The organism is Pseudonocardia kongjuensis (assembly GCF_039526905.1).
GTDB lineage: Bacteria > Actinomycetota > Actinomycetes > Mycobacteriales > Pseudonocardiaceae > Pseudonocardia > Pseudonocardia kongjuensis.
Genome location: NZ_BAAAJK010000009.1, coordinates 96156 through 123137 on the forward strand (window position 1 = coordinate 96156; position 26982 = coordinate 123137).

Sequence of the window (26982 nt, forward strand, 5' to 3'; positions counted from 1 at the left end):
GAGACCCGCATGACCGACCGACCCCAGGTCACCATGGAGCTGCTGTCCCTGGTGTTCTCGCTGCCCCAGCTCGTCGCCCGGGACGAGGGCTACTTCGCCGAGGAGGGCGTCGACGTCGCGTTCGTCACCAAGGACTACGCGAACGCCGGCATCGCGCCGGTGGAGGACCACCAGCTGCTCAGCTCGTTCGGCTCGACCAAGTCGCACTTCGAGAGCGGCGAGGCGTCGCTCTACCGGGCCTGCGAGTGGGGCCAGGTGCGCCGCGCCGGGGACACCACGGTCGGCGGCCGGGTGGTCAGCAAGCGGGCCGCCGTCAACGGCCAGGCGATCATGGTCCGCGGCGACCATCCGGCGACCCACCCGCAGGACCTGGCCGGCGTCACCGTCGCGGTGAACTTCCACCACGGCTCGCACTACGTCGCGCTGCAGACGCTGGAGGGCTTCCTGCCGCGGGAGGAGATCAGCGTCGCGCACTACGGCGGCCCGCAGGTCCGGTTCGAGGCACTGCGCGACGGCACCGTCGAGGCGGCCGCGCTGATGGAGCCGTGGATCACCCTCGCCGAGAAGCAGGGCTACAAGATCCTCGCCGAGGCGTTCTACGTCGGCGCCGAGATCGCCAGCCCGCAGGTCGACGAGGACACCTACGCCCGGATCAACCGGGCCGTGGTGCGCGCGGTGCGCAAGCTCGACGAGGACCCGCGGCCCTACCTGCACCACCTCACCGCGGAGATCCCGCCGGAGCTGGGCACCGTCGAGCCGCACGAGATCCCGCTGGGCCGGCTGCGCTACGTCGATCCGGCGCCGTACCCGGAGGCCCAGTTCCGGCGGACCTACGACTGGATGGTGTCCTGGGGCCTGATCGAGGACGACCGCACCTTCGACTCGCTGGTCCAGAACCTGGTGGATGTCTGAGTGGATGTCTGAGCACGATCTCGCCGTGACGCGGCCACGCCCGGGCGTCCGGGCGTGGCCGCTCTACGTCGGCGGCTTCCTCGGCCCCTACGCCAGCACCATGGTCACGCCGATGGTGCCCGAGGTGGCGGACGGGCTGGCGACCACACCGGAGCTGGCCGCCGCGGCCGTCACCGCGTACATGCTCCCGTTCGCCGCGGTGATGCTGGTGTCCGGCACGCTGGCCGAGCGCTGGGGCCGGGCCCGCACCATGCAGGTGTCGCTGGTCGCGTTCGTCGTCGCCTGCGGGCTGTGCGTGCTCGCCCCGGGGATCGGGTGGTTCCTCGCGGCGCGTGCCCTGCAGGGCGTCACGAACGCGTTCACCACCCCGCTGCTGGTCGCCGCGATCACCGACCTGGTCCCGCGGGCCGGGCTGGGCCGCGCGCTCGGCTTGTTCGCCGGGATGCAGGCGGCCGGGCAGGCGGCCAGCCCGCTGGTGTCCGGTCCGTCGGCGGCCCTGGACTGGCGGCTGGCGTTCGTGTTCCCGGCGCTGGTCGCGCTGGTGCTCGCGGCACTGCCGCCGACGATGACGGCCGGCCCGCCCCGGACCGGCCCGCCGCCGGTGCGCGCCCTGCTCAACCGGAACCTGGCGGTGGCCTGCGGGTTGTCGTTCCTGTGCTACCTGGCGGCGGTCGGGCTGACCGTGCTGGCGATCCTGCGCGCCGCCGACGACTTCGGCCTGGGCCCCTGGGAGCGCGGCCTGCTCGCGTCGTCGTTCGGGGTGGCCGGGCTGCTCGCCGCGCCGCTGCTCGGCCGCCGATTGGACCGGCTCGGTCCGCGCCGCACCGGTGTCGGGATGAACCTGCTGCTCGCGGCCGGTCTGGTGGTCGCCGCGGTCGGGCCGACCGTGCTGCTGCTGGGGATCGGGATCGCCGCCGTCGGCGTCGCGGTGACCGGGCTGCGGACCACGGTGAACGCGATCGCCGCGACCAGCACCGAGGGGAACCGGGCCGGGGCGGCGTCGCTGGCGCTGTCGTTCCAGTTCTTCGGCGGGGCACTGGCGCCGCTGCTGTGGGTGCCGCTCTACAGCGGGGCGGGCGCGGCCGGGTTCGCCGCGACCGCCGTCGCACCGGCGCTGGCGCTGCTGCTGCTGTTCGCCCTCGGCCCGCGCCGCGGGACCGCGCGGCCGCTGTGACCGATCCCGCGCCGGGTTGCGTGGTGACGCGGTGCTCTGTTGCGCTCGTGGGGTGGGAGGAAGCGAGCTGACCCGCCGGCTGTGGGTCGACCTGGGCCGGGTGCACGCCCAGGCCTGTCGGGCACCCCGCAGCCGCTGAACACCCCCCACCACCCCGGAAGGTCCCCGTGCCCGACGCACCCCTGACCATGCACTGGTTCCTGCCCACGATGGGCGACGGCCGCCATCTCGTCGGCGGCGGCCACGGCAACGCCACCGGCTCGGCGGGCACCATCCGCCCGGCCTCGATCGGCTACCTCACCCAGGTCGCCCGGGCCGCCGAGCAGGCCGGCTTCGACGGGGCGCTGACCCCGACCGGCGCCTGGTGCGAGGACGCCTGGATCACCACCGCGATGCTCGTCGCGCACACCGAGCGGCTGAAGTTCCTGGTCGCGTTCCGGCCCGGCTCGATCTCGCCGACCCTGGCCGCACAGCAGGCCGCGAGCTTCCAGCGGCACTCCGGCGGGCGGCTGCTGCTCAACGTCGTCACCGGCGGCGAGTCCCGCGAGCAGCGCGCCTACGGCGACTTCCTCGACAAGGACGCCCGCTACGCCCGCACCGGCGAGTTCCTGTCGGTGGTGACCCGGCTGTGGCGCGGCGAGACCGTCGACCTGGACGGCGAGCACCTGCGGGTGGAGGCCGCGTCGCTGTCCCGGCTGCCCGATCCGGTGCCGCCGGTGTACTTCGGCGGATCGTCCCCGGCCGCCGGTGACATCGCCGCCGAGCACGCCGACGTCTACCTCACCTGGGGCGAGCCGGTCGAGCAGGTCCGGGAGAAGGTCGGCTGGATCCGCAAGCTCGCCGCCGACCGCGGGCGCACCGTCCGGTTCGGCATCCGGCTGCACGTCATCACCCGGGACACCGCGGCGGAGGCGTGGGCGCAGGCGCAGAAGCTGCTCGACGCGCTCGACCCGGACACGATCGCCGGGGTCCAGCAGGGCCTGGCCGCGTCCGAGTCGGAGGGGCAGCGCCGGATGCGTGCCCTGCACGGCGGGTCGCGGGAGAACCTCACCATCGCCCCGAACCTGTGGGCGGGAGTGGGACTCGTCCGCGGCGGCGCCGGGACCGCGCTGGTCGGCTCGCACACCGAGGTCGCCGACCGGATCGCCGACTACCACGCCGCCGGGATCGACGAGTTCGTCCTCTCCGGGTACCCGCACCTGGAGGAGGCCTGGTGGATGGGGGAGGGGGTGCTGCCGGTGCTGCGCGAGCCCGGCCTGTGGTCCCCGCCGGACGGCGCCGTCGTCGAGGCCGACGAAGCCCGCTCGGTGCCGTTCGCCGCGGACTACCGCAGGTGAGCACCGCGAGCGGCACGGCACCCACCGCCCCGGACAGCCCGGCGGCGCGGCGCAAGGTCCTGATCGCCTCGCTGGTCGGCACCACCATCGAGTGGTACGACTTCTTCCTCTACGCCACCGCGGCCGGCCTGGTCTTCCCGATCCTGTTCTTCCCGTCCGACGACCCGACCGTCGGCACCCTGCTCGCGTTCGGCACGTTCGCGGTCGGGTTCGTCGCCCGCCCGGTCGGCGCGGTGATCTTCGGGCACATCGGCGACCGGGTCGGCCGCAAGCAGACCCTGGTCGCGACGATGCTGCTGATGGGCGTCGCGACCGCGCTGATCGGGCTGCTGCCGCCGTACGCCGCGATCGGCGTCGCCGCGCCGCTGCTGCTGGTGCTGCTGCGGATCCTGCAGGGCGTCGCGGTCGGCGGCGAGTGGGGCGGCGCGGTGCTGCTCGCCATCGAGAACGCGCCGCCCGGGAAGCGCGGCCTCTACGGCAGCGTCCCGCAGATCGGCCTGGGCCTCGGGCTCGCGCTGGGCACCGGGGCGTTCGCGCTGCTCGCCGAGTTCCTCGACGACGAGACCTTCCTGGCCTACGGCTGGCGGGCCGCGTTCCTGGTGTCGGTGCTGCTGGTGGTCGTCGGGCTCGCGGTGCGGCTGACGATCCTGGAGACCCCGGAGTTCCGGAAGCTGCAGGAGACCGGGACGACGACGAAGGTCCCCGCCGTCGAGCTGTTCCGCACCCGGGTGCACCGCCGCGGGCTGGGCACCGGGATGCTCGCCCGCTGGGCCGAGGGCGCCGCGTTCAACACCTGGGGTGTCTTCGTCATCACCTACGCGGTGACCACCGTCGGGGTGGACCGGGTGCTCGTCCTGGTCGCGGTCACGGCCGGGGCGCTGCTGATGGCGGTGGTGACGCCGCTGGCCGGGCTGCTCGCCGACCGGTTCGGCAGACGACGGGTGTTCGGTACCGGCGCCGTCCTGTTCGGACTGTCGGTGATCCCGTCGTTCCTGCTGGTGGGGACGGGTGTGGGCTGGATCGTCGTGGTCGTGGTGCTGTTCCAGCTGGGCGTCGCCTACGCGCTGATGACCGGCACCCAGTCGGCGCTCTACGCGGAGCTGTTCGAGGCCGACGTGCGCTACACCGGACTGTCGCTGGTCTACCAGGTGTCCGGGATCTACGCCTCCGGCCTGACGCCGGCGATCCTGACCGCGCTGCTCGCCGCCGGGGCCGGGAGCCCCTGGATCGCCGGCGGCTACCTGGTCCTGACCGCGGTGATCAGCGTGGTGACGGTGTGGGTGATGCCGCGCTACATCGGCTGGCGTCCGGAATGGACACGCTCGGAACCCTGGTGAGCGCCGGACCCGGAACGCCACGAGCGGACCCCTCGTGGCCGGGGGGACGGCCACGGGAGGTCCGCTCGTGAGGGAGGGGGCGGCGGCACCCCGTGGGGAGCGCGGGGTGCGGCCCCGGGGTCGGGGCGGTGCTCAGACGTCGGCGGCCTGCTTCTCGGCGAACCGGCGCCACGCCGTCCACGCCACACCGGCGAAGAGCAGCAGGTAGAGCACCACGGTGATCGGGCTCGACACCAGCACGGCCGGGTCGTTGTCCGAGTTGCCCATCGCGTCGCGCAGCGAGTACTCGGCGAGCGGGCCGAGGATCACCGCGATCAGCACCGGCGCGACCGGGATGTCGTAGAGCCGCATCGCCAGCCCCAGCACGCCGAGCACCAGCATGATCACCAGGTCGACGGTGCTCGCGCCGGCCGCGTACACGCCGAACGCGGCGAACACCGCGATGCCCGCGTACAGGTAGGACTTCGGCACCCGCAGCAGCTGCGCCCAGAGCGGCGCGAACGGCAGGTTCAGGATCAGCAGCACGATCATCGCCAGGAAGAAGCCGGCGAGCAGCGCCCACACGATGTCCCCGGAGCGCTCCAGCAGCAGCGGGCCGGGCTGCAGGCCGTACTGCTGGAACGCGGCGAGCAGGATCGCCGCGGTCGCCGAGGTCGGCAGGCCGAGCGCGAGCAGCGCGCCCATCGCGGTGCCGGCGGTGGCGTTGCCCGCCGCCTCCGGCGCGGCGACACCCTCGATGGCGCCCTTGCCGAACGTCGGCTCCGGCTTGCGCCGGTCCAGGCGGCGCTCGGTGCCGTAGGCGAGGAACGTCGGCACCTCGGCGCCACCGGCCGGGATGACGCCGAACGGGACGCCGATCGCGGTGCCGCGCAGCCAGGCGGGCAGCGCCTGCCGGAACTCGGCGCGGGACAGCCACCAGCGGCCGGTCGGCATGACGGCCTTGGTGTCCTGGGCCCGGCCGACCTTCGCGGCCTGGCTGAACACCTCGCCCAGCGCGAGCAGCGACACCGTGATGACGACGATCGAGATGCCGTCGAGCAGCGGGGAGAAGCCGAACGAGAACCGCGGGCTCCCGGACGGCTGGTCGATCCCGATCAGCGCCAGGGTGAGGCCGATGGCGAGCGCGGCGACACCGCGGATCGCGGAGTCGGCGACCACCGCGGAGATTGCGACGAACGCGAACACGGCCAGTGCCAGGAACTCGGCCGGGCCGAATCCGGTGGCGAGCTGCGCGAGGGTGGGCGCGAAGAACACGACCAGCGCGGAGGCGACCATGCCGCCGATGAACGCGCCGATCGCGCCGGTGGCGAGCGCCTGTGCGGCCTTGCCGCGCAGGGCCATCCGGTGGCCCTCGAAGGTGCTGGCGATCGCCGTGGAGTTGCCGGGCGTGTTCATCAGGAAGCCGGCGATCGAGTCGCCGAACAGCCCGCCGAAGTAGATCCCGGTGAACATGATCAGCGCGCTGGTCGGGTCCAGGACGAAGGTCAGCGGCAGCAGCAGCGCCACCGCCATCGCCGAGCCGAGGCCGGGGAGCACACCGACCGCGGTGCCCATCAGGGCGCCGAGGAACACGAACAGCAGCGCGGAGGGGCTCAGGATGTCGGCGAAACCGCCGAGCAGGTTGGACAGCTGTTCCATCGCTCAGAACCCCCCGACGAACCCGCTGGGCAGCGAGATCCCCAGCAGGGCGCTGAACACGACCTGAACCGCGGAGGAGACCGCCAGGCCACCGAGCACGATGCCCGGCCAGCGGCGGTTGCCCAGCGCCACCGCAACCGCGGTGAACAGGCCGGTGGCGGACAGGATCCAACCGAGGAACGGCAGGACGATGATGAACCCGGCGACACCGCCGACCGCGGTGAGCACGGCGGGCACGTTGACGCCGTCGGGCGCGGCCGGACCGGCCTCGCCGGACTCCCCGGCGGAACCGTCGGCGGTGCCGGTGGCGGGGGTGTCGTACTCGGGTCGCGGGCGGAGGATGTCGAACGCGAGCAGCGCGGCGACGACGAAGCAGAGCACCGCCACGATCCACGGCATGGTGGTCGGGCCGAACAGGCCGCCGTCGCCGACGACCTCCATCGTCACGGTGCCGTAGACCAGGAAGATCCCCAGTCCGGCGAGGATGGCGGGGACGACCAGGGCGCCCCTCGACAGATGTGCAGGACGGCCGCTCATGCCAATCCCAGCTCCTTCAGAAGGTCGTCGATCCGGGTCTGCTCGGTCACGAGGAACTTCTCGAAGTCCTCGCCATAGATCTCGCTGCGCACCCACCGGTTGCGTTCGACGGCCTCCGACCAGGACTCGGTGGCGACCATCTCGCGGGCGATCGCCTCGAGCTCGGCCCGCTCGTCCGGGGTGATCCCGGCCGGGGCGACCAGGCCGCGCCAGTTCACGAGATCGACCTGCGGGAACCCGAGCTCGTCCATGGTGGGGGCGTCGACCCCGGTCAGCCGCTCGGGCGAGACGACCGCCAGCACCCGCAGCTGGCCGGACTCGACCAGGTCGCGGAAGTCGTTGTAGCCGGAGACGCCGACGCCGACGGTGCCGGCGGCGGTGGACAGCAGGCTGAGCGTGAGCTCACCGCCGCCCGGGTGCGGGGTGTAGACCATGTTCTCGACCGGGATGCCGCGGGCCTGCGCGAGCTGCGCGGCGACCATGTGGTCGATGCCGCCGGCGGATCCGCCGCCGATCGGCAGTGCGGCCGGGTTCGACTCCCACGCCACGAGCATGTCCTCGAGCGTGCGGAACGGTGACGCCGCGGGGACGGCGATCACCTCGAAGTCCTCGGCGAGCCGGGCGATCGGCGTGGTGTCGGCCAGGCTCAGCGGGCTGCCGGACTGGCTGATCCCGCCGAGCATCACGGTGCCGGTGACCATCATGGTGGTCTCCTCGCCGGCGAGCCCGGCCAGCTGGTTCAGGCCGATGGTGCCGCCGGCGCCCGGGATGTTGACCACCTGGACGGTGTTCACGATGTTCCCGGTGCGCATGGCCTGCTGGGACTCGCGGGCGACGAGATCCCAGCCGCCGCCCGCCGCTGCGGGGGCGATCATGGTGAGGTTGGAGCGCGCCGCCTGACCCTCCCCGGACCGGGCGGCGTCGGCGAAGGCGGTCACCGCGAGTGCGGCGACGAGTACGATTCCCAGGGCTGCGATGACCTGCCGTCGTGGCATGGCGGGAACGGTAATCACAGGTATGGGCCGTTACCAATGTCCGGCTTCGATAACTCTATGTCCGCTGCGAACACAATGAACTTTTCCGGGTTTCTCCCCATTCCGTGGTTAGGGTCGGCGCCGTCCGCACGCGCTTGATGGGGAGCGACATGACGATCTGTGTGGCCTACGGCCCGACGCCCGAGGGGACCGCCGCGCTGGACCTCGCGGTCCGCGAGTCCCGGCTGCGGGGTGCGAGGCTGGTCGCGCTCGCGACCGAGCACCAGGAGCGGTTCGAGAACGACACCGAGCCCGACGACGGCGGGCCGCTGCGGGACCGGGTGGAGTCCCGGCTCGCCGCGCTGCGCGCCGACGGCGACCCGGAGACCGACGTCCAGGTGATCGACGACGGCGGCGACGCGGCCGAGGCGATCCTGGACCTGGCCGCGGCGGCGGGGGCGTCGCTGCTCGTCGTCGGGGTCCGGCGGCGCAGCCCGGTCGGCAAGCTGCTCACCGGCAGCGTCGCGCAGCGCATCATCCTCGAGTCGCCGGTGCCGGTACTGGTCACGCACGCCGCCCGATAGGCCGGCCTTTTCGCAGGTCAGGCATACCTCACCGGATGTCTGACGGGTCACGGAACGGCATGCGGGCGGGCGGTTCGGGGCATACCGGAAGCGAGACCGGCGTTGCACCCCGTGTAGGCGGGAGACCCCCGCCGGTGCTCGTTCCGGACCGACGCGAAAGGAGCCGTGCGAACCATGGCCACCCCGATCACCAGCCCGCTCGACGACGGTGCCCGCGACATCACCGGTCGCGTGCTGCAGGAGACCCTGGTCGATCTCGTCGACCTCTCCCTGGTCGCCAAGCAGGCGCATTGGAACCTCGTCGGCAAGCAGTTCCGCGACATCCACCTGCACCTCGACGAGCTCGTCGACCTGGCCCGCGAGCACGGCGACAACGTCGCCGAGCGCTCCGCCGCCATCGGCGTCGCCCCGGACGGCCGGGTGCGGACCGTCGGCCGTGACACCGGCCTCCCGGAGTACCCGGAGGGCTACGTGTCCGACGCCGACACCGTGCTGGCCGTCTCGGCGACCGTCGACGTCGCCGTCGACCGGCTCCGCCCGCGCATCGAGCAGGCCGGCAAGGCCGACCCGCTCACCGAGGACCTGCTCATCGAGCTGGGCCGCGCGCTGGAGGAGGCCCGCTGGATGTGGCAGGCGCAGGCCGCCGGGTACCGCGGCGAGGCCTGATCCCGATCACCGGCCCCGGACACCGCACGGTGTCCGGGGCCGATCGGCGTCCGGGGACGGTCAGCGGGCGACCGCGGCGGTCGCGGCGGCGACGCTGGCCCGCCAGATCGCCATCGCCGACCACAGCACGAACACCTGCACCGGCAGCGCCAGCGCGGCGGGCAGCTGCGCGGCGTAGGAGGGGCGCAGCGCGCCGGTCCGCCACACCCGGCCGGCCTCGTTCGCCGCGTCCGCGGTGGTGAGCAGCGCGAACCGGCGGCCGATCCCGGAGCCGGCCATCCGATAGGTGAGGTCGCCGACCTCGATGTTCCAGTGCGGCGTCGACAGCGGGCCGTACGGGTGGTCGACGGTGCGCAGGATGTGCGCGCGGATGTCGCCCTCCAGCGCGAACCGGGCGACACCCTCCGAGCGCAGCGCGTAGGGATGGCCGTCGATGACCAGGTCGCGATGCGGTTGCCAGGTCCGGGCGGTCCAGCCGGTGACCGGTCGGCCGTCCTGGGTGACCTCGTAGCGGACGCTGAACAGCCGCACCCGGGTGGACGACGCACGCAGCACCCCCTCAGCCTGCCACCACCCGGCCGGTTCCGGCAGGACCGGATCGACGCTCACCCGGCCGGGAATGCCGCGGCCGCCGGATTCCGTTGGCACTGCTCAGTACCTGAGTGAACCCGAGGAGCGTCGTGCACCGGATCCGCCTGTCCCCGCCGGTCGCCTTCGCCGTGGTCGCGGCGACCTTCCTGTGGTTCCTGGCCGCGTCGTCGGCACCGTCCCCGCTCTACGTCGTCTACCAGGAGCGGTTCGCCTTCACCGAGTTCACCCTGACCGCGGTGTTCGCGGTCTACGTGCTCGCGCTGATCGCCGCGCTGCTCGTCGTCGGCGCGCTGTCCGACCACGTCGGCCGCAGGCCGGTACTGCTCGGCGCGATCGCGCTGGAGATCGTCGCGCTGGTGCTGTTCCTGCTGGCCGACGGGGTCGGCTGGCTGCTGGCGGCCCGGATCGTGCAGGGCATCGCGACCGGTGCGGCGACCGCGACCCTGCCGGCGACCATCGTCGATCTCGCGCCGCGACCCGAGCGGGCCGGCCTGGTCAACGGCACCGCGCCGCTCGCCGGGCTCGGGCTCGGCGGGCTCGCGACCGGCGCGCTCGTCGAGTTCGCCCCCGCCCCGACCCGGCTGGTCTGGGTGCTGCTGCTCGGCGGCCTGCTGGTGGCCGCGCTGCTGATCGCGCTGATCCCGGAGACGGTCACCCGCCGGCCCGGCGCGCTCGCGTCGCTGCGCCCCCGGCTCGCGGTGCCGAAGCGGGTCCGGCCCGGGTTCGTGGCGATCGTCCCGACCCTGGTCGCGAGCTGGTCGCTGGGCGGGCTGTACCTGTCACTCGGCCCGTCGGTGGTGATCGGGCTGTTCGGGGTGCGGAACCACCTCGTCGGTGGGCTGGTGGTCGCGGCGCTGTGCCTGACCGGCGCGGCGAGCGCCTACGTGCTGCGGCACCGGGCGCCGGCCCGGGTGCTGGCACCGGCCGCGCTGCTGCTCGGGCTCGGCACACTGGTCACCCTGGCCGGGACGCTCGCCGGGCTGCTCCCGGTCGCGACCGCCGGGACCCTGGTGGCCGGCGTCGGGTTCGGGTCGGCGGCCTACGCGACGTTCGGGACGCTGGCCGCGCTGGCCACCCCGCACGAGCGCGGCGAGCTGTTCGCCGCCACCTACAGCCTGGCCTACCTGGCGTTCAGCGTGCCCGCGATGCTCGCCGGGGTGGCGGCGACGGCCGTCGGGCTGCGGCCGACCGCGCTGGTCTACGGCGGCGTGGTCGTCGGCCTGGCGGTGGTCGCGGCGGTGCTCGCCCGGCGTGTCCCGGCGTCCGCCACCGGGGAACGGGTTCCCGCGACGACCCGCACCGGGTGATCGGCGGGCGGCGGTGCCGCGGACGCTGAGCTGTTCGTCCGAATTGCGTTACTCCCTTCGACGGTCGACGCGCACGGTTGACCACTCGTCGTTCCACGGACGGTGAGCGTGTGTCACGGGTTGTGAGTGGGATGTCCGGCGTGATTACCGTGTCGGCCCGTTCGAACCGCTCCCCGACGCACGGAGGTACGACCCCATGGCAGGACGCCACCGGAAACCCACCCCGACCGGCCGGCGCGCCGCCCGGATCGGCGCGCTGACCGCGATGGCGGCCGCCCCGCTGGGCTTCGTCGGCACCGCGGTCGCGGCCCCGTCGTCGCCGTCGGCCCCGTCGGTCGAGCAGACCGACACCTGGGACCAGCTGGCGCACTGCGAGAGCACCGGGAACTGGGACGCCGACACCGGCAACGGCTTCACCGGTGGACTGCAGTTCACGCCGTCCACCTGGGAGGAGTTCGGCGGCACCCAGTACGCGGCGAGCGCCGATGAGGCGTCGAAGTCCCAGCAGATCGCCGTCGCCAAGAAGGTCCAGGACCAGCAGGGTTGGAAGGCGTGGCCCGCCTGCACGAAGAAGCTCGGCTGGCGCTGAGCGGGCAGACTCGGGGGATGAGCGTCGATCTCGACATCGTCCGCCGGATCGTGGCGGCGGACAGCGGACTGTGCACCGTCGCCGTCGTCCGACCCGACGGCAGCCCGCACACCTCGCTGGTGAACGCCGGCGTCCTCGACCATCCCGTCTCCGGTGACCCGGTGGCGGCCTACGTGACCTACGGTCCCGTCAAGCTGCGGGCGTTGCGTGCGCGACCCGCGACGTCGCTGCACTGGCGGGCCGGCTGGAAGTGGGCCGCCGTCGAGGGGACCTCGGAGATCGTCGGGCCGGACGACCCGGTCGAGGGCGTCGACGTCCCGCGGCTGCTGCGGGACGTGTTCACCGCCTGCGGCGGGACGCACGGGGACTGGGCGGAGTACGACCGGGTGATGGCCGAGCAGCGCCGGGCGGCGGTGCTGGTCACCCCGGTGCGGGTGCTGGGGAACTTCTGACCGCCGGCCGGCCGGTCCGGGTGCACGACGTCGCTTGCGGCGACCCGGTCGAGCAGGCGCGGCAGCCGGCCGCGCGCCTCGCTCAGGCTGAGCTCGGTCATGTACAGCCCTGTACAGCCAGGTGTCGGCACACGGTGGGAGCGCTGCGGATCAACCGGCCTGCCGCCGTCGGAGGTTGTCGAGCATCAGCCCCGCGACCTCCCGGATCCGTGCGCAGGTGCTGTCCACGGTGTGCCGGTCGCGCTCCGCGCCGCGCGGACCGACCTGGAGCTGCGCGCGCAGCGACGCCTCGTCGGCCACGTCGAGCACCACCTGGCAGAACGGCAGACCGGTGGCCGTGGCGGGTGGTGAACTCTGCACCGCTCCGAAACCCGCGACGGTGACGACGGTCGACGTCGGCTCCGCGCCGAGGGCGGCGGATGCGGCGCTGTCGAAGGTCTGCAACGAGTACCCGACGCCGTCGTCGCCCGGCCAGGTACACCCGCGTGAGCTCCCGCCGTGGCTCGTTCCCGCGCTGCCCTCGCGCAGGTTCATCGCCTCGAGCTGGTCGTCGGTGAGGCCGGAACACGGATCGACCACCGCGACGTCGAGGGAGTAGGGCCGGTCCGGGAAGACCGCGGCCGAGCCGGACGCGGACGAGCACCCGGTGACGAGCACCAGGACCAGGCCTGCCATGGCAGTCGGAGTCGGCTTCACTGCTCGACCAGGCTCCGGAACGAGTCCTCCAGATCCTGATCGGTGAAGCCGTAGCCGATCGCGGAGAGACGGAGCGCCTCGGTCCTCTGTGGAGCCGAACGGGTCGGACACCGCCCGCCCCGCGGCTCCCGGTGCCCGACCGCGACCCCACCGGAACCGCCCGGACACCGGCGTCGTCCAAGCCGTATGACTCCCAACGGGGACGGTCCGTGATGACCTCCTACGCCCACGACCCGACCGCGTCCGTGATCGTCGCGACCTGGCCCACCGGCGACGGCACCGTCGCCGCCCGGATCGCCCGCGTCCCCCGCAGCTGGGACGCCGTGCACGCGCGCCGCGCCGCCGGTCTGCTCACCCGGCTCTCCGAGCTGCTCTGGTCGGCCTACGCCGAGGACGAGGCGATCACGATCCAGCCGTTCCGGCTGGTCGAGGCGGTCCGCCTCCCGGAGTTCCCGCCGGTCGACCCGGCCCGCATCCCGGAGGAGCGCGACCGGATCGCGCACACCCTGGGTCGCGTCGTGGCCGTGGCACCGGGCCGCGCCTTCGCCGACGCGGTCGTCGACGAGGTCCGGGCCGAGATCGAGGCCGTCCTCGACGCCGACGCGGGCGACCTCACCGGGCGTTCCGCCCAGGCCGTCACGCACGTCCGGATCGGGGTGCCCGCCGAGCAGCTGACGCTCGCCCACCGCATCCTGCACGAGGATCCGCTGGGGGCGTGGCGGCTGCTGAGCGAGGTCGAACCGACCGCGGCGGCGACCGCCGCGCTGCGCTGGCTGCGCGCCGCGGCCGCGCAGGTGTCGGCCGTCGTCGGGCATCCGGTCGCCGACGTCGTCGCGCTGGCCGAGGCGATCGGCCACGAGGATCTGCCGGTCACCCGGCACGTCCTGCAACCCGGTCACGGGGAACCGGTGGACGACACCGAGCTCGTCCGGGACCTGCTGCAGGAGGCGGTCCTGGCGGGCCGGGGCCTGTTCGTCGTCTGCCCGGACGCGGCCACCGGCGACGGCACCGGGCACCGGATGCTGCGGACCGTGCTGGATCCGGCCGAGCCGGGGCCGTTCCTGGTCGAGGGGTTGCTGCGCGGCATCCACGGCTGCTTCCGGGTGTACGCCGACGAACTCACCACCCGGGCGTCCCCGGGGCCGCCGCCCGGGCCGGAGCTGCGGCTGCGGTTCACCGCCGAGCTCCGGCGGGCGGTGTTTCCTGCTTGACGATCCCCGTTTCGTCCCGCTCTGCTGGTGTTCGGGGGATTCACGAGGGGGGAGACATGACTGTCGAGGGGGGACGCCCACGCCTGACCGGCCCGGTCGGGCTGACCGGGCGGGCACCGGCGCCGGACCTGGCGCGGGGCTTCATGCTGTTGCTGATCGCGCTCGCGAACACGCCGTTCTACCTGTACGGCCGCGCGCACTCGCTCACCGGCTTCCATCCGGTGGACGGCTCGGTCGCGGACCGGATCGTGCAGGCGGTGCTGATCACGGGCGTCGACATGCGGGTGTACCCGATGTTCGCGTTCCTGTTCGGCTACGGCCTGGCCGTGATCTACCGGCGGCAGGGCGAGAACGGGGTGCCGGAGCGGGAGGCGTTCCGGCTGCTGCAGCGGCGCAACCTGTGGCTGCTGGTGTTCGGGTTCGTGCACGCGCTGCTGCTGTGGGGCGGTGACGTGCTCGGCGCCTACGGCCTGTGCGGGCTGGTGCTGGTGTGGCTGTTCGTCCGGCGGGCGGACCGGACGCTGCTGGTGTGGGCCGGGATCGGCGCCGCCGTGCTGTTGCTGCTCGCGATGCTGTCGGTGCTCGGCGCCCGGGCCACGCTGTCCGCCGGGACGGCGGCGCAGGCCACCGGCGGGATCCCGGACTTCGTGACCGCCTCCGCGTCGTCGGAGGGCGTGCTCGCCGCGATGGGGGCGCGGATGCTGCTGTGGCCGTTCATCGTGCTGGTGCAGGGACTGCTGGGGCTCGCGGTGCCGGTGGCGATCCTGCTCGGCTTCTGGGCGGCCCGGCGCCGGATCCTGGAGCGGCCGGGGGAGCACCGCCGGCTGCTGTGGATCACCGCGGTCGGCGGGATCGCGATCGGCTGGCTCGGCGGGCTCCCGCACGCGCTGGCGCACGTCGGCGTGCTCGGCGGTCTGGACCAGGTCATGTGGGTGTTCTCCACCACCCAGATGGTCACCGGGCTGGCCTGCGGGATCGGCTACGTGGCGCTGTTCGGGCTGATCGGGGACCGGCTCTCCGGGCGCGAGCCCGGGCCGGTCGGCTTCGCGATCAGCGCGGTCGGGAAGCGGTCGCTGACCTGCTACCTGGGCCAGTCGGTGCTGTGCGCCCCGCTGCTCGCGGCCTGGGGGCTCGGGCTGGGCGCGGTGCTCGGCAGCGCGACGACGGCGCTGTTCGCGACCGGGGTCTGGCTGGTCACGCTGGCCTACGCGGTCGTGCTGGAGCGGCGGGGGAGCCCGGGCCCGGCCGAGGCGCTGCTGCGCAGGCTGGTCTACCGCACCCCGGCTCAGGGACGCGGCCGGTAGGCGCTCGGCGGCACCCCGTACGCGGCCCGGAACGCCCGGCTGAACCCGGCCAGGTCGGTGAAGCCGTTGCGCCGGGCGACCTGCCCGACCGGCGTCGCGGCGAGCCGTGGATCGGCGAGATCGCGGCGGGCCCGGTCCAGCCGGGCCCGCCGGATCCGCCGGGTCACCGACTCGCCGGAACCGGCGAACAACCGGTGCAGCTGCCGGGTGGAGACGAAGTGCGCCGCGGCGATCGACGCCGGGCCCAGGTCGGGATCGGCGAGGTGCTCGTCGAGGTAGCGCTCGACCCGGACCCGCAGGTCGGCGTGCGCCCGCTCACCGACGGCGGGCGGGGCCAGCTCACCGGCCAGCGTCCCGACCAGCCCGCCGACCTCGTCGGCGACCCGCACCGCGCCGGGGGCACTGAGCGACGGCGGATCGCGGACCAGGCCGCGCAGCACCCCGGCGACGACCGCCCCCAGGCCGGCCCGGGTGTCGAAGCGCCGCGCGGTGGCGGCCGCCGACTCGCCGCCGGTCAGGTCGATCGCGTCCCGCGGCCAGGTGAAGACGAGCAGCTCCCAGTCCCCGCCCAGCTGCCAGGCGAACGGCCGTTCCGTCTCGTAGAGGGCGAGCTGACCGGGATGCAGGACGGCCCGTCTGCCGTCCTGGTCGAGCACCGCCGTCCCCCGGGCCAGCATCCCGACCTGCAGGAACCGCCGGTCGTCCCGGTGGGCCAGCTGCGGGGTCCGCCGGCAGGTCTGCGGCACCGACGACACCCGGGAGACCTGCAGGTGGGCCAGCGTCGCGCTGTCCACGGCACCGGCGAACGATCCGCCGCGCCTGCGGTCCGGGGCCACGTCGAGTGCGACGAAGTCGTGCCGCAACGCCTCGCGCCACTCGTCGCAGCGCCGGGTCCGGGACGCGACCGGCGCCGCACCGGGGGACAGGACCACGGGGGCACCTCCGCATCACTCGGCCGCGGACCCGAGTCCACCCCCCGGGCGCCGCCGGGTCAATGCCTGTCGCCCAGTGGCAACAAACGGGCACGCTGCGCGAAACGGGACCCCGCCGCCGGACCCGATGCTGGCGTCACCACCACCGGAGGAGTCCCGCGATGACCACCACCCCCGAGCTCCCGCTGATCGACCTGAACGGCTCCGGCACCCGCCGCGCCATCTGCCCGCACGACTGCCCGGACGGCTGCGCGATGACGGTGACCGTCGAGAACGGCCGGGCCACCGCCGTCCGCGGCGACAAGGAGCACCCCTTCACCCGGGGCGGGCTCTGCGTGAAGGTCAACAACTACGTCGACCGGGTGTACAGCCCGGACCGGGTGACGACGCCGCTGCGGCGGACCGGCCCGAAGGGGTCCGGCCGGTTCGAGCCGATCACCTGGGACGAGGCGCTGGGGACGATCTCGTCGACCTGGAAGCAGGTGATCGACGAGCACGGACCCGAGGCCGTCATGCCGGTCAGCTACCTGGGGACCCAGGGCACGCTGAACGGGCTCAACGTCGGTGACCCGTTCTTCAACCGGATGGGCGCCACCGTCAGCGAGCGCACCTACTGCGACTCCGGTGCGTCCACCGCGTATGTGATGAGCGTCGGCCCCACCGCGGGCGTCGACCCGGAGAGCCTGGTGCACTCCCGCTACATCGTCATCTGGGCGTGCAACATGGTGTCCACCAACCTGCACCTGTGGCCGTTCGTGGCGCAGGCGCAGCGCAACGGCGCGAAGGTCGTCGTGATCGACCCGGTCAAGCACCGCACCGCCGCCCGGGCCGACTGGCACATCCCGATCCGCCCCGGCACCGACGGTGCGCTCGCGATGGCGCTCATCCACGTGATCATCACCGAGGGGCTGACCGACCGGGACTACGTGGAGCAGCACACCCTCGGCGTCGACGAGCTGGCCGAGCGGGTCCGCGACTGCACCCCGGAGTGGGCCGAGGCGGAGACCGGGATCCCGGCCGACGACATCCGCACGCTGGCCCGCGAGTACGCGGCCGGGCAGCCGTCGATGATCCGGATCGGGGTGGCGATCGAGCGGCACCCCGGCGGCGGCTCCACGGTCCGGGCGATCTCCTGCCTGCCCGGCCTGGTCGGGGCGTGGCGCAAGCCCGGCGGCGGGCTGCTCGCGCTGCCGCTGTGGGCGTTCCCGGTGAACTGGGACGCGCTGTCCCGGCCGGAGCTGCGGCCCGAGGGCACCCGGATCGTCAACCAGTTCCACCTGGGACGGGCGCTGGCCGGGGAGATCGACGGGCCGCCGGTGCAGGCGCTGATGGTCTACAACTCGAACCCGGTCGTCGTCTGCCCGGACCAGGAGAAGGTGCTCGCCGGGCTGGCCCGCGACGACCTGTTCACCGTCGTCTCCGAGCAGTTCCTCACCGACACCGCGCTGTACGCCGACATCGTGCTGCCCGCGACGACCCAGCTGGAACAGACCGACATCATGTTCTCCTGGGGGCACTTCTACATCGGGCTGAACCGGCCGTCGATCCCGCCGGTCGGCGAGGCGATCAGCAACGTCGAGCTGTTCCGGCGGCTGGCCGCCGCGATGGGCTACGACGACGACTGCTTCCGGATGACCGACGACGAGCTGATCGCCGCCGCCTACGACTGGTCGGCGCCGGCACTCGAGGGCATCACGCCCGCGTCGCTCGCCGAGACCGGCTGGGCCCGGCTGAACCTGCCCGGCCCGGACACCTACGCCCCGCACGCCGAGGGCGGTTTCCCGACGCCGTCCGGCCGGCACGAGTTCCTGTCCGGCGCCGCCGCCGGCGGTGACTTCGTGCTCCCGCTGTTCCGGCAGGGCTCGAACGAGTTCCAGCCCGGCGGCGTCGTCGATCCGCTGCCCCGCTACGTGCCGCCGGTCGGCACCGACGGCGTGCACCCGCTGTCGCTGATCTCGCCGAAGTCACACGCCTACATCAACTCCAGCTTCGCGAACCTGCCCGCCCAGCAGCGGGCGCAGGGCGAGCCGTCCGGCTGGCTGCACCCGGACGACGCCGCCGACCGCGAGCTGGCCGACGGCGACCTGATGCGGGTGTTCAACGACCGCGGCGAGATCCTGGTCCGGGCCGTCGTCACCGCCGACGTCACCCGCGGCGTGGTGATGGCGAACATGGGCGCCTGGCGCGCGCAGACCAAGGGGCAGGCGACGGTGAACGCGATCAACCCGACCGGGTTCGCCGATCTCGGCCACGCACCCACCTTCTCCGACACCAAGGTTCAGGTGGAACGCGCGTAGCCGGCGACGGCGCTCATCAGCAGCGACGCCGCCGCGAGCAGCGCGAGCGCCACCGGCAGGCCGACCACCGGGGCGAACCCGCCGATCGTGGCGGCGCCGACGCCGGCGCCGGTCAGGAAGCACAGCGTCGCGACCCCGATCGCGCCGCTGCGCCGGTCGTCGGGCACGGCGTCGCCGACGGCGGCGATCATCGCGGGCTGGCCGGTGCCGAACGCCAGCGTCACCAGCATCGGCGCCACCGCCAGCAGCCACGGCAGGTGCCAGGTGACGCCGGCGACGGCGACGAGCAGGCCGACCGTCGTCGTCGCGCAGGCCGCGGTGAGCGTGCGCCGGGCGCCGATCCGGGACTGCAGCACGGCCGACAGCGCCGGGCAGGCCAGCGCGACGACCGCCGCGGGAACCAGCACCAGGCCGGTGGCCAGCGGCGTCCAGCCGCGCTCGGCCAGCTCCAGCGGGATGCCCAGCAGCAGCGCGAACCAGGCGGCCGGGACGACCGCGGCGCACACCGCGCTGCGCACCACCGCCGGGTTCCGGATCACCGCGCGGGGCAGGAACCCGTCGGGCCGGCGGCGCACCCAGGCCGCGGTCGCCGGGACGCCGAGGGTGAGCAGCACCGCGCCGACCACCGCGGCGGCCGTCCCGGCGCTCGGCGACTGGACGAGCAGCACCAGCCCGGTCACCGCGGTCGCCACGATCACCGCGCCGACCAGGTCCGGCCGCACCCCGTCACCGCGGACGGCCGAGCGCCGCCACAGGTAGGGCACGGTGAGCAGGCCGATCGCCGGCAGTGCGACGGCCGCCCGCCAGCCGCCCGCCGTGGTCAGCGCGCCGCCGATCAGCGGGCCGAGCGCGGACAGCAGCGCCGAGGTGCCGGCCAGCCTGCCCAGCGCGCCGCCCCGCCGGTCCGCTGGCAGCCGGGCGCTGAGCAGCGCCGCCGCGAGGACCGGGACCGACGCCGCCCCGAGGCCCTGCACCACCCGGGCGGCCATGAGCACCCCGAAGTTCGGGGCCAGCGCCGCCGTCAGCGCTCCGAGCCCGAGCAGCGCGATGCCGGCGCACAGCGGGCCGCGGATGCCGACGGCGTCGGCGAGGCGCCCGTGCACCGGGGTCGCCACGGCCAGCGCGACCGTGTACCCGGTGACCATCCAGGTCGAGGCCGCCGTCGTCACGTCCAGTTCGGCGGCCAGCTGCGGCAGCGCCACCGTCACGCCGGAGGTGGACATGCCGGCCAGGCCGAACAGCAGCCCCAGCACCACCGCGAGCAGTCCGGTGCGGGCCGGGGAGGTCGTCGTCACCGACCGATCCTCATCCACGTCCCCGACAGTTGCATGCCGGTTCCGGTGTTGGATGTTCGGGATGACGATCAGGGATGCCACAGCCGAGGACGCCGACTCCTGCGCGACGATCTACGCGCCCTACGTCCGGGACACCACGATCAGCTTCGAGACCGAGCCGCCCGGGCCGGTCGAGATGGCCGAGCGGATCGCCGACGCGCAGCAACGGCACGCCTGGCTGGTCGCCACCGACGACGAGGGCCGGATCGTCGGCTACGCCTACGGGGCACCGTTCAAGTCCCGCGCGGCCTACCGCTGGACCTGCGAGGTCAGCGTGTACCTGGAGCGCGGCGCCCGCGGCCGGGGCACCGGGCGGGCGTTGTACGAGGCGCTGCTCGCCCGGCTCGCCGAGCGGGGCCTGGCCGTCGCCGTCGCGGTGATGACGCTGCCGAACGAGGCGAGCGAGGCGTTGCACCGCGGCCTCGGGTTCACCGAGGTGGGAGTGTTCGAGGGGGTGGGGTGGAAGCACGACGGCTGGCGGGACGTCGTGTGGTACCGGCGGTCGCTGGGTGGGGAGCCGGGTAGGGGTCCGGGCGGGGGCTGAGCGGGCCGGGCGACTCGGGGCGCCGGCACATCGCCGCAGGTCAGGGCTTTGCGATTGCAAACGATTGCTCGACGTCGAATGTATGTTCGAGTAGTCTCGGTTCCATGACCGCGGTCCACGACCCTCCACTCCCGACCGACATCCCCGATGTCGACGAGCCCGGATTCCCACGGATCGATCTCGCCCTCATCCAGCTCGTGATCGAGCACGCCGCCCGCGCCACCGAGCCGTCCGGAGACGCCGTGCCGTCGCGCTGCACCGAGGCGGAGCTGATCGACCAGATCCAGCAGATCGAGTCCCTGCAGAACTGTGTCGCCGCGCTGCAGGCGTCCCGGATCCGCGCGTTCGCCCGCGAGCACGTCGGCAACGGCATCGCCGCCGGGCGCACCGATCCGGAGCGCCTGGAACGGGGCGCGGTCGCGCAGGTCGCGCTGGCCTGCCACACCTCGCCGGCCGAGGCGCGGACGCGGATACGGGCCGCCCGCGACCTGCGGGCGGGGCTCGACCACGTCCGGGAGGCGTTCACCTCGGGGCGGCTGAGCGCCACCAAGGTCGCGACGGTGGTGGCCGCGTGCTCCGATCTCGATCCCGCCGAGCGCGCCCGGGTCGACGCCCGGCTCGCGCTGCACGACCTGGGCCGCCTCGGCATCGGGCGGCTGCGTGATCTCGCCCGCCGGCTCGCCGCCGAGATCGCACCGGAGAAGTTCCGGGCCCGGGTCGAGGCCGCCCGCGCGGAGCGCCGCGTCACGCTGCGCCCGGCACCGGATGCGATGGTCTACCTGACCGGGTACCTCCCCGTCGAGCAGGGGGCGGCCTGCCTGGCCGCCCTGCAGAAGGCGTTCGTGCAGGTCTCGGCCGATCCCGCGCCGCTGACCCGCAGCCGGGGGCAGGTGCTGGCCGACACCCTGGTCGAACGGCTCACCGGCCGGTCCACCGCCACCGAGGTCGACGTCGAGGTCCAGGTCGTGGTGCCCGTCGAGGCCCTGCTCGATCCCGGCTCGCCGCTGCCCGCCGAGATCCCCGGCCACGGCCCGGTCCCGGTCGAGCTGCTCGCCACCACCACCGGCCGGAAGACCGTGCGGCGGCTGCTCACCCGGGCGGGCACGGTGATCGGCGGGGAGTCACGCCGCCGCACCTTCACCGGGCTGCTCGCCGAGCTGGTCCGGGCGAGGGACGGCAACCGGTGCACCGAGCCGTACTGCGACGCACCGATCCGGCACGTCGACCACATCCGGCGGGTCGCCGACGGTGGCCGCACCACGCTCGACAACGGGCGCGGCACCTGCGAGTTCCACAACCACGTCCGCGAGCAACCCGGGTGGCGGGTCGAGCGCACCCCCGACGGGGTGCGCACGACCACGCCGACCGGGCACAGCTACCTCACGCCTTCTCGAGCTCCGAATGAAGCTTGAGCACGGTCTGCCCGTCGTCCTGCTCCAGGACGTAGGCGGGATTGTCCTCGGTGCCGTTGCGGGACTGGACACTGCCGTTGATCGTGCGCTCGATGCGGTCGGTGGCCCAGTCGGCGACGGTGCCCTCCGGCCGGCCGTTGCCCCAGTTCCACGCGACCCGGGTGCCCTTGGCGAACTTCCTCGTCATGGCGGCGGATACCCGGCCCGCGGACAGCTACACCCAGGGGCGCCGTCACCAGATCCGGACGCGCCGGCCCGGCTCGGTGAACAGGGCGTCGTCCTCGGTGACCCCGAACGCCTCGTGGAAGGTGTCCAGGTTCGTCACGACCGCGTTGCAGCGCAGGTCCGGCGGCGAGTGCGGGTCGGTCGCGAGCCGGCGGATCGCCTCGGCGTCACGGGTGACGGCCCGCCACACCTGGGCCCAGCCGAACAGCACCCGCTGCTCGCCGGTCAGCCCGTCGATCACCGGCGGCTCGCCGCCCTCGTTGGCGATCGCGTAGGCCTTCAGCGCGATGGTCAGGCCGCCGAGGTCGCCGATGTTCTCGCCGACGGTGAGCGCGCCGTTGACCTTGTGGTCGGGCAGGCCCTTCGGTGACAGCGCCGAGTACTGGTCGATCAGCATCTGCGCGCGGGACTCGAACTCCTTGCGGTCGGCGGTCTCCCACCAGTCGGTCAGGTTGCCGTCGCCGTCGTAGCGGGAGCCCTGGTCGTCGAAGCCGTGGCCGATCTCGTGCCCGATCACCGCGCCGATGCCGCCGTAGTTGGCGGCGTCGTCGGCGTCGGCGTCGAAGAACGGGGGCTGCAGGATCGCGGCCGGGAAGACGATCTCGTTGAGCCGCGGGTGGTAGTAGGCGTTGACCGTCTGCGGGGTCATCAGCCATTCCTGGTGGTCCACCGGCCCGCCGAGCTTCGAGTACTCGTGGTCGTGCCGCCACTCCGCGGCCCGGCCCGCGTTGCCGAGCAGGTCGGCCGGGTCGATCTGGAGGGCCGAGTAGTCCTTCCACTTCTCCGGGTAGCCGACCTTCGGGGTGAACTTGCCGAGCTTGTCCAGCGCCCGCTCGCGGGTCTCCGGGCTCATCCAGTCCAGGGTGGTGATCGACTGCCGGTAGGCCTCGACGACGTTGGCGACGAGCTCCTCGATGCGCTCCTTCGCCTTCGGCGGGAAGTGCCGCTCCACGTAGATCTGCGCGACCGCCTCGCCGAGCGCGCCCTCGACCAGCGACACGCCGCGCTTCCAGCGCTCCCGCAGCTCGGGGGTGCCGGAGAGGGTGCGGCCGTAGAACGCGAAGTCCTCCTCGACGAGCTCCGACGACAGGTGGTCGGCGCAGGCGGAGGTGACGTGCAGTGCCAGCCACGCCTGCCACTGCTCGAGCGGCCGGTCGGCCCACAGCGCGCCGGCCTCGGTGACGAAGCTGGGCTGCCGGACGATCACCTCGTCGTAGGAGTGCGCCGGGACGCCGAGCGCGGCCTCCCACTCGGCCCAGTCGAAGCCGGGCGCGGTCTCGCGGAGCTGCTCGCGGGTGAGCAGCGTGTAGGTCTTCTCGGCGTCCCGGTTGGTGACGTTGTCCCAGCTCGCGGCGGCCAGCGCCGTCTCCAGCTCCATGACCTGCTCGGCGACCCGGGCGGGCTCGGCGAGCCCGACCAGCTCGGCGAGGCGCTGCAGGTGCTCGACGTAGGCGGCGCGGATCTCGGCGGAGCCGTCCTCCCGGTAGTACGCCTCGTCGGGCAGGCCCAGCCCGGACTGGTTGAGGTTCACCAGGTAGCGGGAGGAGTCCTTGAGGTCGGTGGCGATGAACTCGCCGAACAGCGCGGCCCGCCCCTCCCGCTGGCGGCGGCCCAGCACCGCGGCCAGCTCGGCCTTGCCGGTGGCGGCGTGGATCTCGTCGAGCAGCGGGCGCAGCGGCTCCACACCGAGCTGCTCGACCCGCTCGGTGTCCATGAACGAGCGGTAGAGGTCGCCGATCCGGCGGGCGTCGGTGCCCGGCTCGGCGGAGCCCGCCGCGCATTCCTCGACGATCGCCCGCACCTGCTCCTCGGCGCGGTCGCGCAGCACCCGGAAGGCGCCGTCCTGTGCGCGGTCCTCGGGGATCTCGTGGGTCTCCAGCCACCGGCCGTTGACGTGGGCGAACAGATCGTCCTGCGGGCGCACCTCCGGGTCGACCCAGGTCAGGTCGAGGCCGGAGCGCCGGGTTCCCGGAGCGGGCTCGGTGGTCGTCATGTCCCCATCCTGCCTGCCGGGACCGACGGTTTCGAGGCGGCGGGAACCGCGCCGTGCCACGAAGATCGTGACGACCGACATGCGCGTCCGGAGTTTGGGCCGCCGGGGCCCCGTGCCGCCACCGTGCCGCCCCCGCCCGGGGTGACCGGACATCTCTCCGTCAGGTGGACACGAGGTTGTCCGGACCGGGGCCCCGGACGCAACATCGGGATCGTGACGATCCAGCTCGATGCGCCGGTCAGCCGGCCCCGGTCCACCCCCGCCGTCGATCTTCTGGAGGGTGAGCGGCTGCTGTGCCGCCTGCCCGGCGACGGGCCGGACCGACCGTACGAGCTGTTCACCGTCACCCCGCTCGGCCGCACCCTCGGTGCCGAGATCACCGGTGTCGACCTGCGCACGGTGCCGGACGGGGAGCTGCGCTCCGAGCTGCACCGGGCGCTGCTGGAGTGGAAGGTGCTGTTCTTCCCCGGCCAGGACCTGAGCAGCGCCCAGCAGCGTGCGTTCGGCCTGCTGTGGGGCGAGCTGGAGACCAACCCGATGCTCGACGCCGGCGACACCGCCGACGTCGTCCGCTTCGGTACCGGCGCGCGGACCTTCGAGAACATCTGGCACGCCGACACGACGTTCCGGGAGACGCCGGCGATGGGCGCGGTGCTGCGGATGGTGCAGGTCCCGCCGTTCGGCGGCGACACCCTGTGGGCCGACATGGCGGCCGCCTACGACAACCTGTCCGCCGGGGTGCGGGCCACGATCGACGACGCCGTCGCGGTGCACGACATGGTCCCGGGTTTCGCCCGTTTCCTGGACCCGGCGAAGCTGGAGCGGCTGCAGGACCGGTTCCCGCCGGTCACCCATCCGGTCGTCCGGACCCATCCGGAGACCGGCCGCCGCACGCTGAACGTGAACGCGTCGTTCACCACGGAGATCGTCGGGCTGCCGCGGGCGGAGTCGGACGCGCTGCTGCGGCACCTGTTCGCGCAGGCCCACGTGCCGGAGTACCAGGCCCGGTACCGGTGGACCGAGGGCACGGTCGCGTTCTGGGACAACCGGGCCACCCAGCACTACGCGGTCGGCGACTACCACCCGCACCGGCGGGTCGCCGAGCGTGTCGCGATCGCGGGGGACCGGCCCTTCTGACCGCGGGCCGGTGGCGCCGTCAGGAGGCGGGGCGGCGCCACCGGCGGCGGCGGGGCCCCGGCTCGGGCTCCTCGGTCAGCGGCGCCGCGATCGCCAGCCGCCCGACCTGCTCGTTGAGCACGTTCAGGTGCACCCGGACGTCGTCGTGGGTGGGATCGAGGACCGCCTGCTCGGCGATCTCGGCGGCCTGGTCGACCGACTGCTTCAGCGACACCTTCGCCTTGTTCAGCCGGTTCGCGATCCGCTTCGCGGGCGGCTCGGTGATCCGGAAGCGGGCCGGTTCGATCGAGTCCCCGACGGCGGCGAGCCGGTGCACCGCCTCGAGCTCGGAGTCGAGCCGCTTGCCGATCTCGCCGAGCCAGGTCCGCACCTGCGTCGCACCGACCACGGCGGTGATCCGGTGGAAGCGGGTGACCTGCTCGGTGCAGTCGGTCACGTAGGCCTTCCAGTACCGCGACAGCGGCGCGGGCGGCGGCTCGGCCGCGGGTCGGAGCAGTGCCACGGGTACAGGGTGCCCGATGCCCGGTGCGCCCGGACACCCGCCTCGGCCCGGCCGGTCAGGGGATGCGACCGTCCTTCGCCAGCACCGGGGCGTCGGCGACGACGGTGTCCGGATAGATCAGCCCGCTGCCGGTGTTGAGCACGACGACCTCCTCGCCGCCGTCCAGCAGGCCGGACTCGCGCATCCGGCCGGCCGCGGCGACGCAGGCCGCCCCCTCCGGGCAGATCCAGGTGCCCTCGTCCCGGGCCAGCGCGTGCTGGGCGGCCAGCAGCTCCTGGTCGGTGACGGCGACCGCGGTGCCGCCGGTGGCGTACACCGCGTCGAGCACCAGGAAGTCGCCGAGTGCCTTGGGCACGGTGATGCCGAAGGCGACCGTGTGCGGATCGGCCGGGGCCTCGGAGGTGCGCAGGCCGGCGTCGAACGCGTCGACGATCGGGGCGCACCCGGCGGCCTGCACCGCCACCAGCCGGGGCATCGGCCCGGTCAGCCAGCCCAGCTCGTGCATCTCCTGCAGCGCCTTGTGGATGGCGATGATCCCGACGCCGCCGCCGGTCGGGTAGAGGATGACGTCCGGTGCCCGCCAGCCGAGCTGCTCGGCGATCTCGTAGCCCATCGTCTTCTTGCCCTCGATCCGGTACGGCTCGCGCAGCGTCGAGGTGTCCTGGTAGCCGGTGCGCCGGGTGACGGCGTCGGCGACCAGCCGGCCCGCGTCGCCGATCAGGCCGTCCACCAGGTACAGCTCCGCACCGGAGACGACGACCTCGCGGCGGGTGATCTCCGGCGCGTCGACCGGCATCGCGATCAGCGCTCCGAGCCCGGCCCGGGCGGCGTAGCAGGCCCAGGCGGCACCGGCGTTGCCGTTGGTCGGCATCGCGACCGCGCGCACGCCGAGCTCGGCGGCCCGGGAGACCCCGACCGCGGCGCCGCGCGCCTTGAAGGCCCCGGTCGGGACCAGGCCCTCGTCCTTCATCAGCAGCCGCGGCAGGCCGAGGCGGGCGCCGGCCCGGGGGAGCGGCAGCAGCGGCGTCATGCCCTCGCCCATGGTGACCACGTGCGCGGGGTCGCGCACCGGCAGCAGCTCGTGGTAGCGCCACAGGTCCGGCGGGCGGGCCGCGATGTCGTCCGGGGTCACCAGGGTGCGGGCCCGGTCGAGGTCGTAGCGGGCGAGCAGCGGGGCACCGGCCGGGGAGGTGCCCTGGACGACGTCGGCGTCGTGCCGGGTCCCCTCGCGGGAGCACTCCAGGTGGGCGAGCGTCGAGTAGTCGTGCACCCGCACAGGTGATCCGAGCGGGGCCGC

At 73.8% G+C, this 26982-nt stretch carries 26 protein-coding genes; 15 read left to right on the forward strand and 11 right to left on the reverse strand.

Going from position 1 to position 26982, the window contains the following annotated elements:
• Positions 1-9: 9 nt before the first annotated feature.
• From ABD160_RS13855 to ABD160_RS13870, 4 genes are all read left to right on the forward strand, one after another.
• Complete coding sequence (locus ABD160_RS13855) at positions 10-912, forward strand: ABC transporter substrate-binding protein (protein WP_344022283.1); 903 nt, start codon at positions 10-12, stop codon at positions 910-912.
• Positions 913-937: 25 nt separating this feature from the next.
• Positions 938-2086 carry an MFS transporter gene (locus ABD160_RS13860; protein WP_344022285.1) on the forward strand — a complete coding sequence of 383 codons (1149 nt, stop codon included), beginning with the start codon at positions 938-940 and terminating at the stop codon, positions 2084-2086.
• 188 nt (positions 2087-2274) lie between these two features.
• Positions 2275-3423 carry an LLM class flavin-dependent oxidoreductase gene (locus ABD160_RS13865; RefSeq protein ID WP_344022357.1) on the forward strand — a complete coding sequence of 383 codons (1149 nt, stop codon included), beginning with the start codon at positions 2275-2277 and terminating at the stop codon, positions 3421-3423.
• Positions 3420-4760: an MFS transporter gene (locus tag ABD160_RS13870; protein WP_344022287.1), complete on the forward strand. Its 1341-nt coding sequence runs from the start codon at positions 3420-3422 to the stop codon at positions 4758-4760. The genes ABD160_RS13865 and ABD160_RS13870 overlap by 4 nt, the downstream gene beginning before the upstream one ends.
• Before the next feature lie 132 nt (positions 4761-4892).
• Here the strand turns inward: ABD160_RS13870 and ABD160_RS13875 are convergent, their stop codons facing one another.
• From ABD160_RS13875 to ABD160_RS13885, 3 genes are read right to left on the reverse strand one after another with little or no spacing between them, the layout of a single operon-like run.
• A complete protein-coding gene (locus ABD160_RS13875; RefSeq protein ID WP_344022289.1) occupies positions 4893-6398 on the reverse strand; it encodes a tripartite tricarboxylate transporter permease in 1506 nt (501 codons plus the stop codon).
• Between the two features lie 3 nt (positions 6399-6401).
• Complete coding sequence (locus ABD160_RS13880) at positions 6402-6935, reverse strand: tripartite tricarboxylate transporter TctB family protein (protein ID WP_344022291.1); 534 nt, start codon at positions 6933-6935, stop codon at positions 6402-6404.
• Entirely contained in the window at positions 6932-7930 is a 999-nt protein-coding gene (locus ABD160_RS13885) for a Bug family tripartite tricarboxylate transporter substrate binding protein (protein ID WP_344022294.1), read from the reverse strand. The genes ABD160_RS13880 and ABD160_RS13885 overlap by 4 nt, the downstream gene beginning before the upstream one ends.
• Before the next feature lie 149 nt (positions 7931-8079).
• Between ABD160_RS13885 and ABD160_RS13890 the strand changes: the two genes are divergently transcribed.
• A complete protein-coding gene (locus ABD160_RS13890) occupies positions 8080-8493 on the forward strand; it encodes a universal stress protein (RefSeq protein ID WP_344022296.1) in 414 nt (137 codons plus the stop codon).
• A 174-nt stretch (positions 8494-8667) separates the two neighbouring features.
• Positions 8668-9159: a Dps family protein gene (locus tag ABD160_RS13895; RefSeq protein WP_344022298.1), complete on the forward strand. Its 492-nt coding sequence runs from the start codon at positions 8668-8670 to the stop codon at positions 9157-9159.
• A 60-nt stretch (positions 9160-9219) separates the two neighbouring features.
• Here the strand turns inward: ABD160_RS13895 and ABD160_RS13900 are convergent, their stop codons facing one another.
• A complete protein-coding gene (locus ABD160_RS13900; protein ID WP_344022300.1) occupies positions 9220-9768 on the reverse strand; it encodes a hypothetical protein in 549 nt (182 codons plus the stop codon).
• 71 nt (positions 9769-9839) lie between these two features.
• Between ABD160_RS13900 and ABD160_RS13905 the strand changes: the two genes are divergently transcribed.
• From ABD160_RS13905 to ABD160_RS13915, 3 genes are all read left to right on the forward strand, one after another.
• A complete protein-coding gene (locus tag ABD160_RS13905) occupies positions 9840-11057 on the forward strand; it encodes an MFS transporter (RefSeq protein WP_344022302.1) in 1218 nt (405 codons plus the stop codon).
• Positions 11058-11253: 196 nt separating this feature from the next.
• A complete protein-coding gene (locus ABD160_RS13910) occupies positions 11254-11646 on the forward strand; it encodes a transglycosylase family protein (RefSeq protein ID WP_344022304.1) in 393 nt (130 codons plus the stop codon).
• A 17-nt stretch (positions 11647-11663) separates the two neighbouring features.
• Positions 11664-12098, forward strand: a complete 435-nt coding sequence (locus ABD160_RS13915) for a pyridoxamine 5'-phosphate oxidase family protein (RefSeq protein WP_344022306.1) — start codon at positions 11664-11666, stop codon at positions 12096-12098.
• A gap of 150 nt (positions 12099-12248) precedes the next feature.
• Here the strand turns inward: ABD160_RS13915 and ABD160_RS13920 are convergent, their stop codons facing one another.
• Positions 12249-12773 carry a DUF3558 domain-containing protein gene (locus tag ABD160_RS13920; protein ID WP_344022308.1) on the reverse strand — a complete coding sequence of 175 codons (525 nt, stop codon included), beginning with the start codon at positions 12771-12773 and terminating at the stop codon, positions 12249-12251.
• Between the two features lie 233 nt (positions 12774-13006).
• On the opposite strand from ABD160_RS13920, the gene ABD160_RS13925 reads away from it, so the two are divergent.
• Together ABD160_RS13925 and ABD160_RS13930 are read left to right on the forward strand one after the other, a co-directional pair.
• Entirely contained in the window at positions 13007-14005 is a 999-nt protein-coding gene (locus ABD160_RS13925) for a hypothetical protein (protein ID WP_344022310.1), read from the forward strand.
• A 56-nt stretch (positions 14006-14061) separates the two neighbouring features.
• Complete coding sequence (locus tag ABD160_RS13930; RefSeq protein ID WP_344022312.1) at positions 14062-15309, forward strand: DUF418 domain-containing protein; 1248 nt, start codon at positions 14062-14064, stop codon at positions 15307-15309.
• On the opposite strand, the gene ABD160_RS13935 is transcribed toward ABD160_RS13930, so the two are convergent.
• On the reverse strand, positions 15291-16241 hold the full coding sequence (locus tag ABD160_RS13935; RefSeq protein WP_344022314.1) for an AraC-like ligand-binding domain-containing protein: 951 nt from the start codon (positions 16239-16241) through the stop codon (positions 15291-15293). The genes ABD160_RS13930 and ABD160_RS13935 overlap by 19 nt on opposite strands.
• A gap of 161 nt (positions 16242-16402) precedes the next feature.
• On the opposite strand from ABD160_RS13935, the gene ABD160_RS13940 reads away from it, so the two are divergent.
• Positions 16403-18538: a molybdopterin-containing oxidoreductase family protein gene (locus ABD160_RS13940; RefSeq protein ID WP_344022316.1), complete on the forward strand. Its 2136-nt coding sequence runs from the start codon at positions 16403-16405 to the stop codon at positions 18536-18538.
• Here ABD160_RS13940 and ABD160_RS13945 read toward each other — a convergent pair.
• Positions 18520-19833, reverse strand: coding sequence for an MFS transporter (locus ABD160_RS13945; RefSeq protein WP_344022318.1), 1314 nt, complete (start codon positions 19831-19833; stop codon positions 18520-18522). The genes ABD160_RS13940 and ABD160_RS13945 overlap by 19 nt on opposite strands.
• A 61-nt stretch (positions 19834-19894) precedes the next feature.
• Here ABD160_RS13945 and ABD160_RS13950 point away from each other — a divergent pair, with 61 nt between their 5' ends.
• Positions 19895-20416, forward strand: a complete 522-nt coding sequence (locus tag ABD160_RS13950) for a GNAT family N-acetyltransferase (protein ID WP_344022319.1) — start codon at positions 19895-19897, stop codon at positions 20414-20416.
• A gap of 104 nt (positions 20417-20520) precedes the next feature.
• Entirely contained in the window at positions 20521-21828 is a 1308-nt protein-coding gene (locus ABD160_RS13955) for an HNH endonuclease (RefSeq protein ID WP_344022320.1), read from the forward strand.
• On the opposite strand, the gene ABD160_RS13960 is transcribed toward ABD160_RS13955, so the two are convergent.
• Both ABD160_RS13960 and ABD160_RS13965 read right to left on the reverse strand, forming a co-directional pair.
• Positions 21797-22015, reverse strand: a complete 219-nt coding sequence (locus tag ABD160_RS13960; RefSeq protein WP_344022321.1) for a hypervirulence associated TUDOR domain-containing protein — start codon at positions 22013-22015, stop codon at positions 21797-21799. The two genes, ABD160_RS13955 and ABD160_RS13960, sit on opposite strands and share 32 nt — an antisense overlap.
• Before the next feature lie 45 nt (positions 22016-22060).
• Positions 22061-24046 carry a M13 family metallopeptidase gene (locus ABD160_RS13965; RefSeq protein WP_344022323.1) on the reverse strand — a complete coding sequence of 662 codons (1986 nt, stop codon included), beginning with the start codon at positions 24044-24046 and terminating at the stop codon, positions 22061-22063.
• A gap of 213 nt (positions 24047-24259) precedes the next feature.
• Here ABD160_RS13965 and ABD160_RS13970 point away from each other — a divergent pair, with 213 nt between their 5' ends.
• A complete protein-coding gene (locus ABD160_RS13970) occupies positions 24260-25183 on the forward strand; it encodes a TauD/TfdA dioxygenase family protein (RefSeq protein ID WP_344022325.1) in 924 nt (307 codons plus the stop codon).
• Between the two features lie 19 nt (positions 25184-25202).
• On the opposite strand, the gene ABD160_RS13975 is transcribed toward ABD160_RS13970, so the two are convergent.
• The gene (locus ABD160_RS13975; RefSeq protein ID WP_344022327.1) at positions 25203-25685 is read right to left on the reverse strand and encodes a hypothetical protein; all 483 of its coding nucleotides are present in this window, start codon (positions 25683-25685) and stop codon (positions 25203-25205) included.
• 55 nt (positions 25686-25740) lie between these two features.
• Positions 25741-26961, reverse strand: a complete 1221-nt coding sequence (locus ABD160_RS13980; RefSeq protein WP_344022329.1) for a threonine synthase — start codon at positions 26959-26961, stop codon at positions 25741-25743.
• Between the last annotated feature and the right edge of the window lie 21 nt (positions 26962-26982).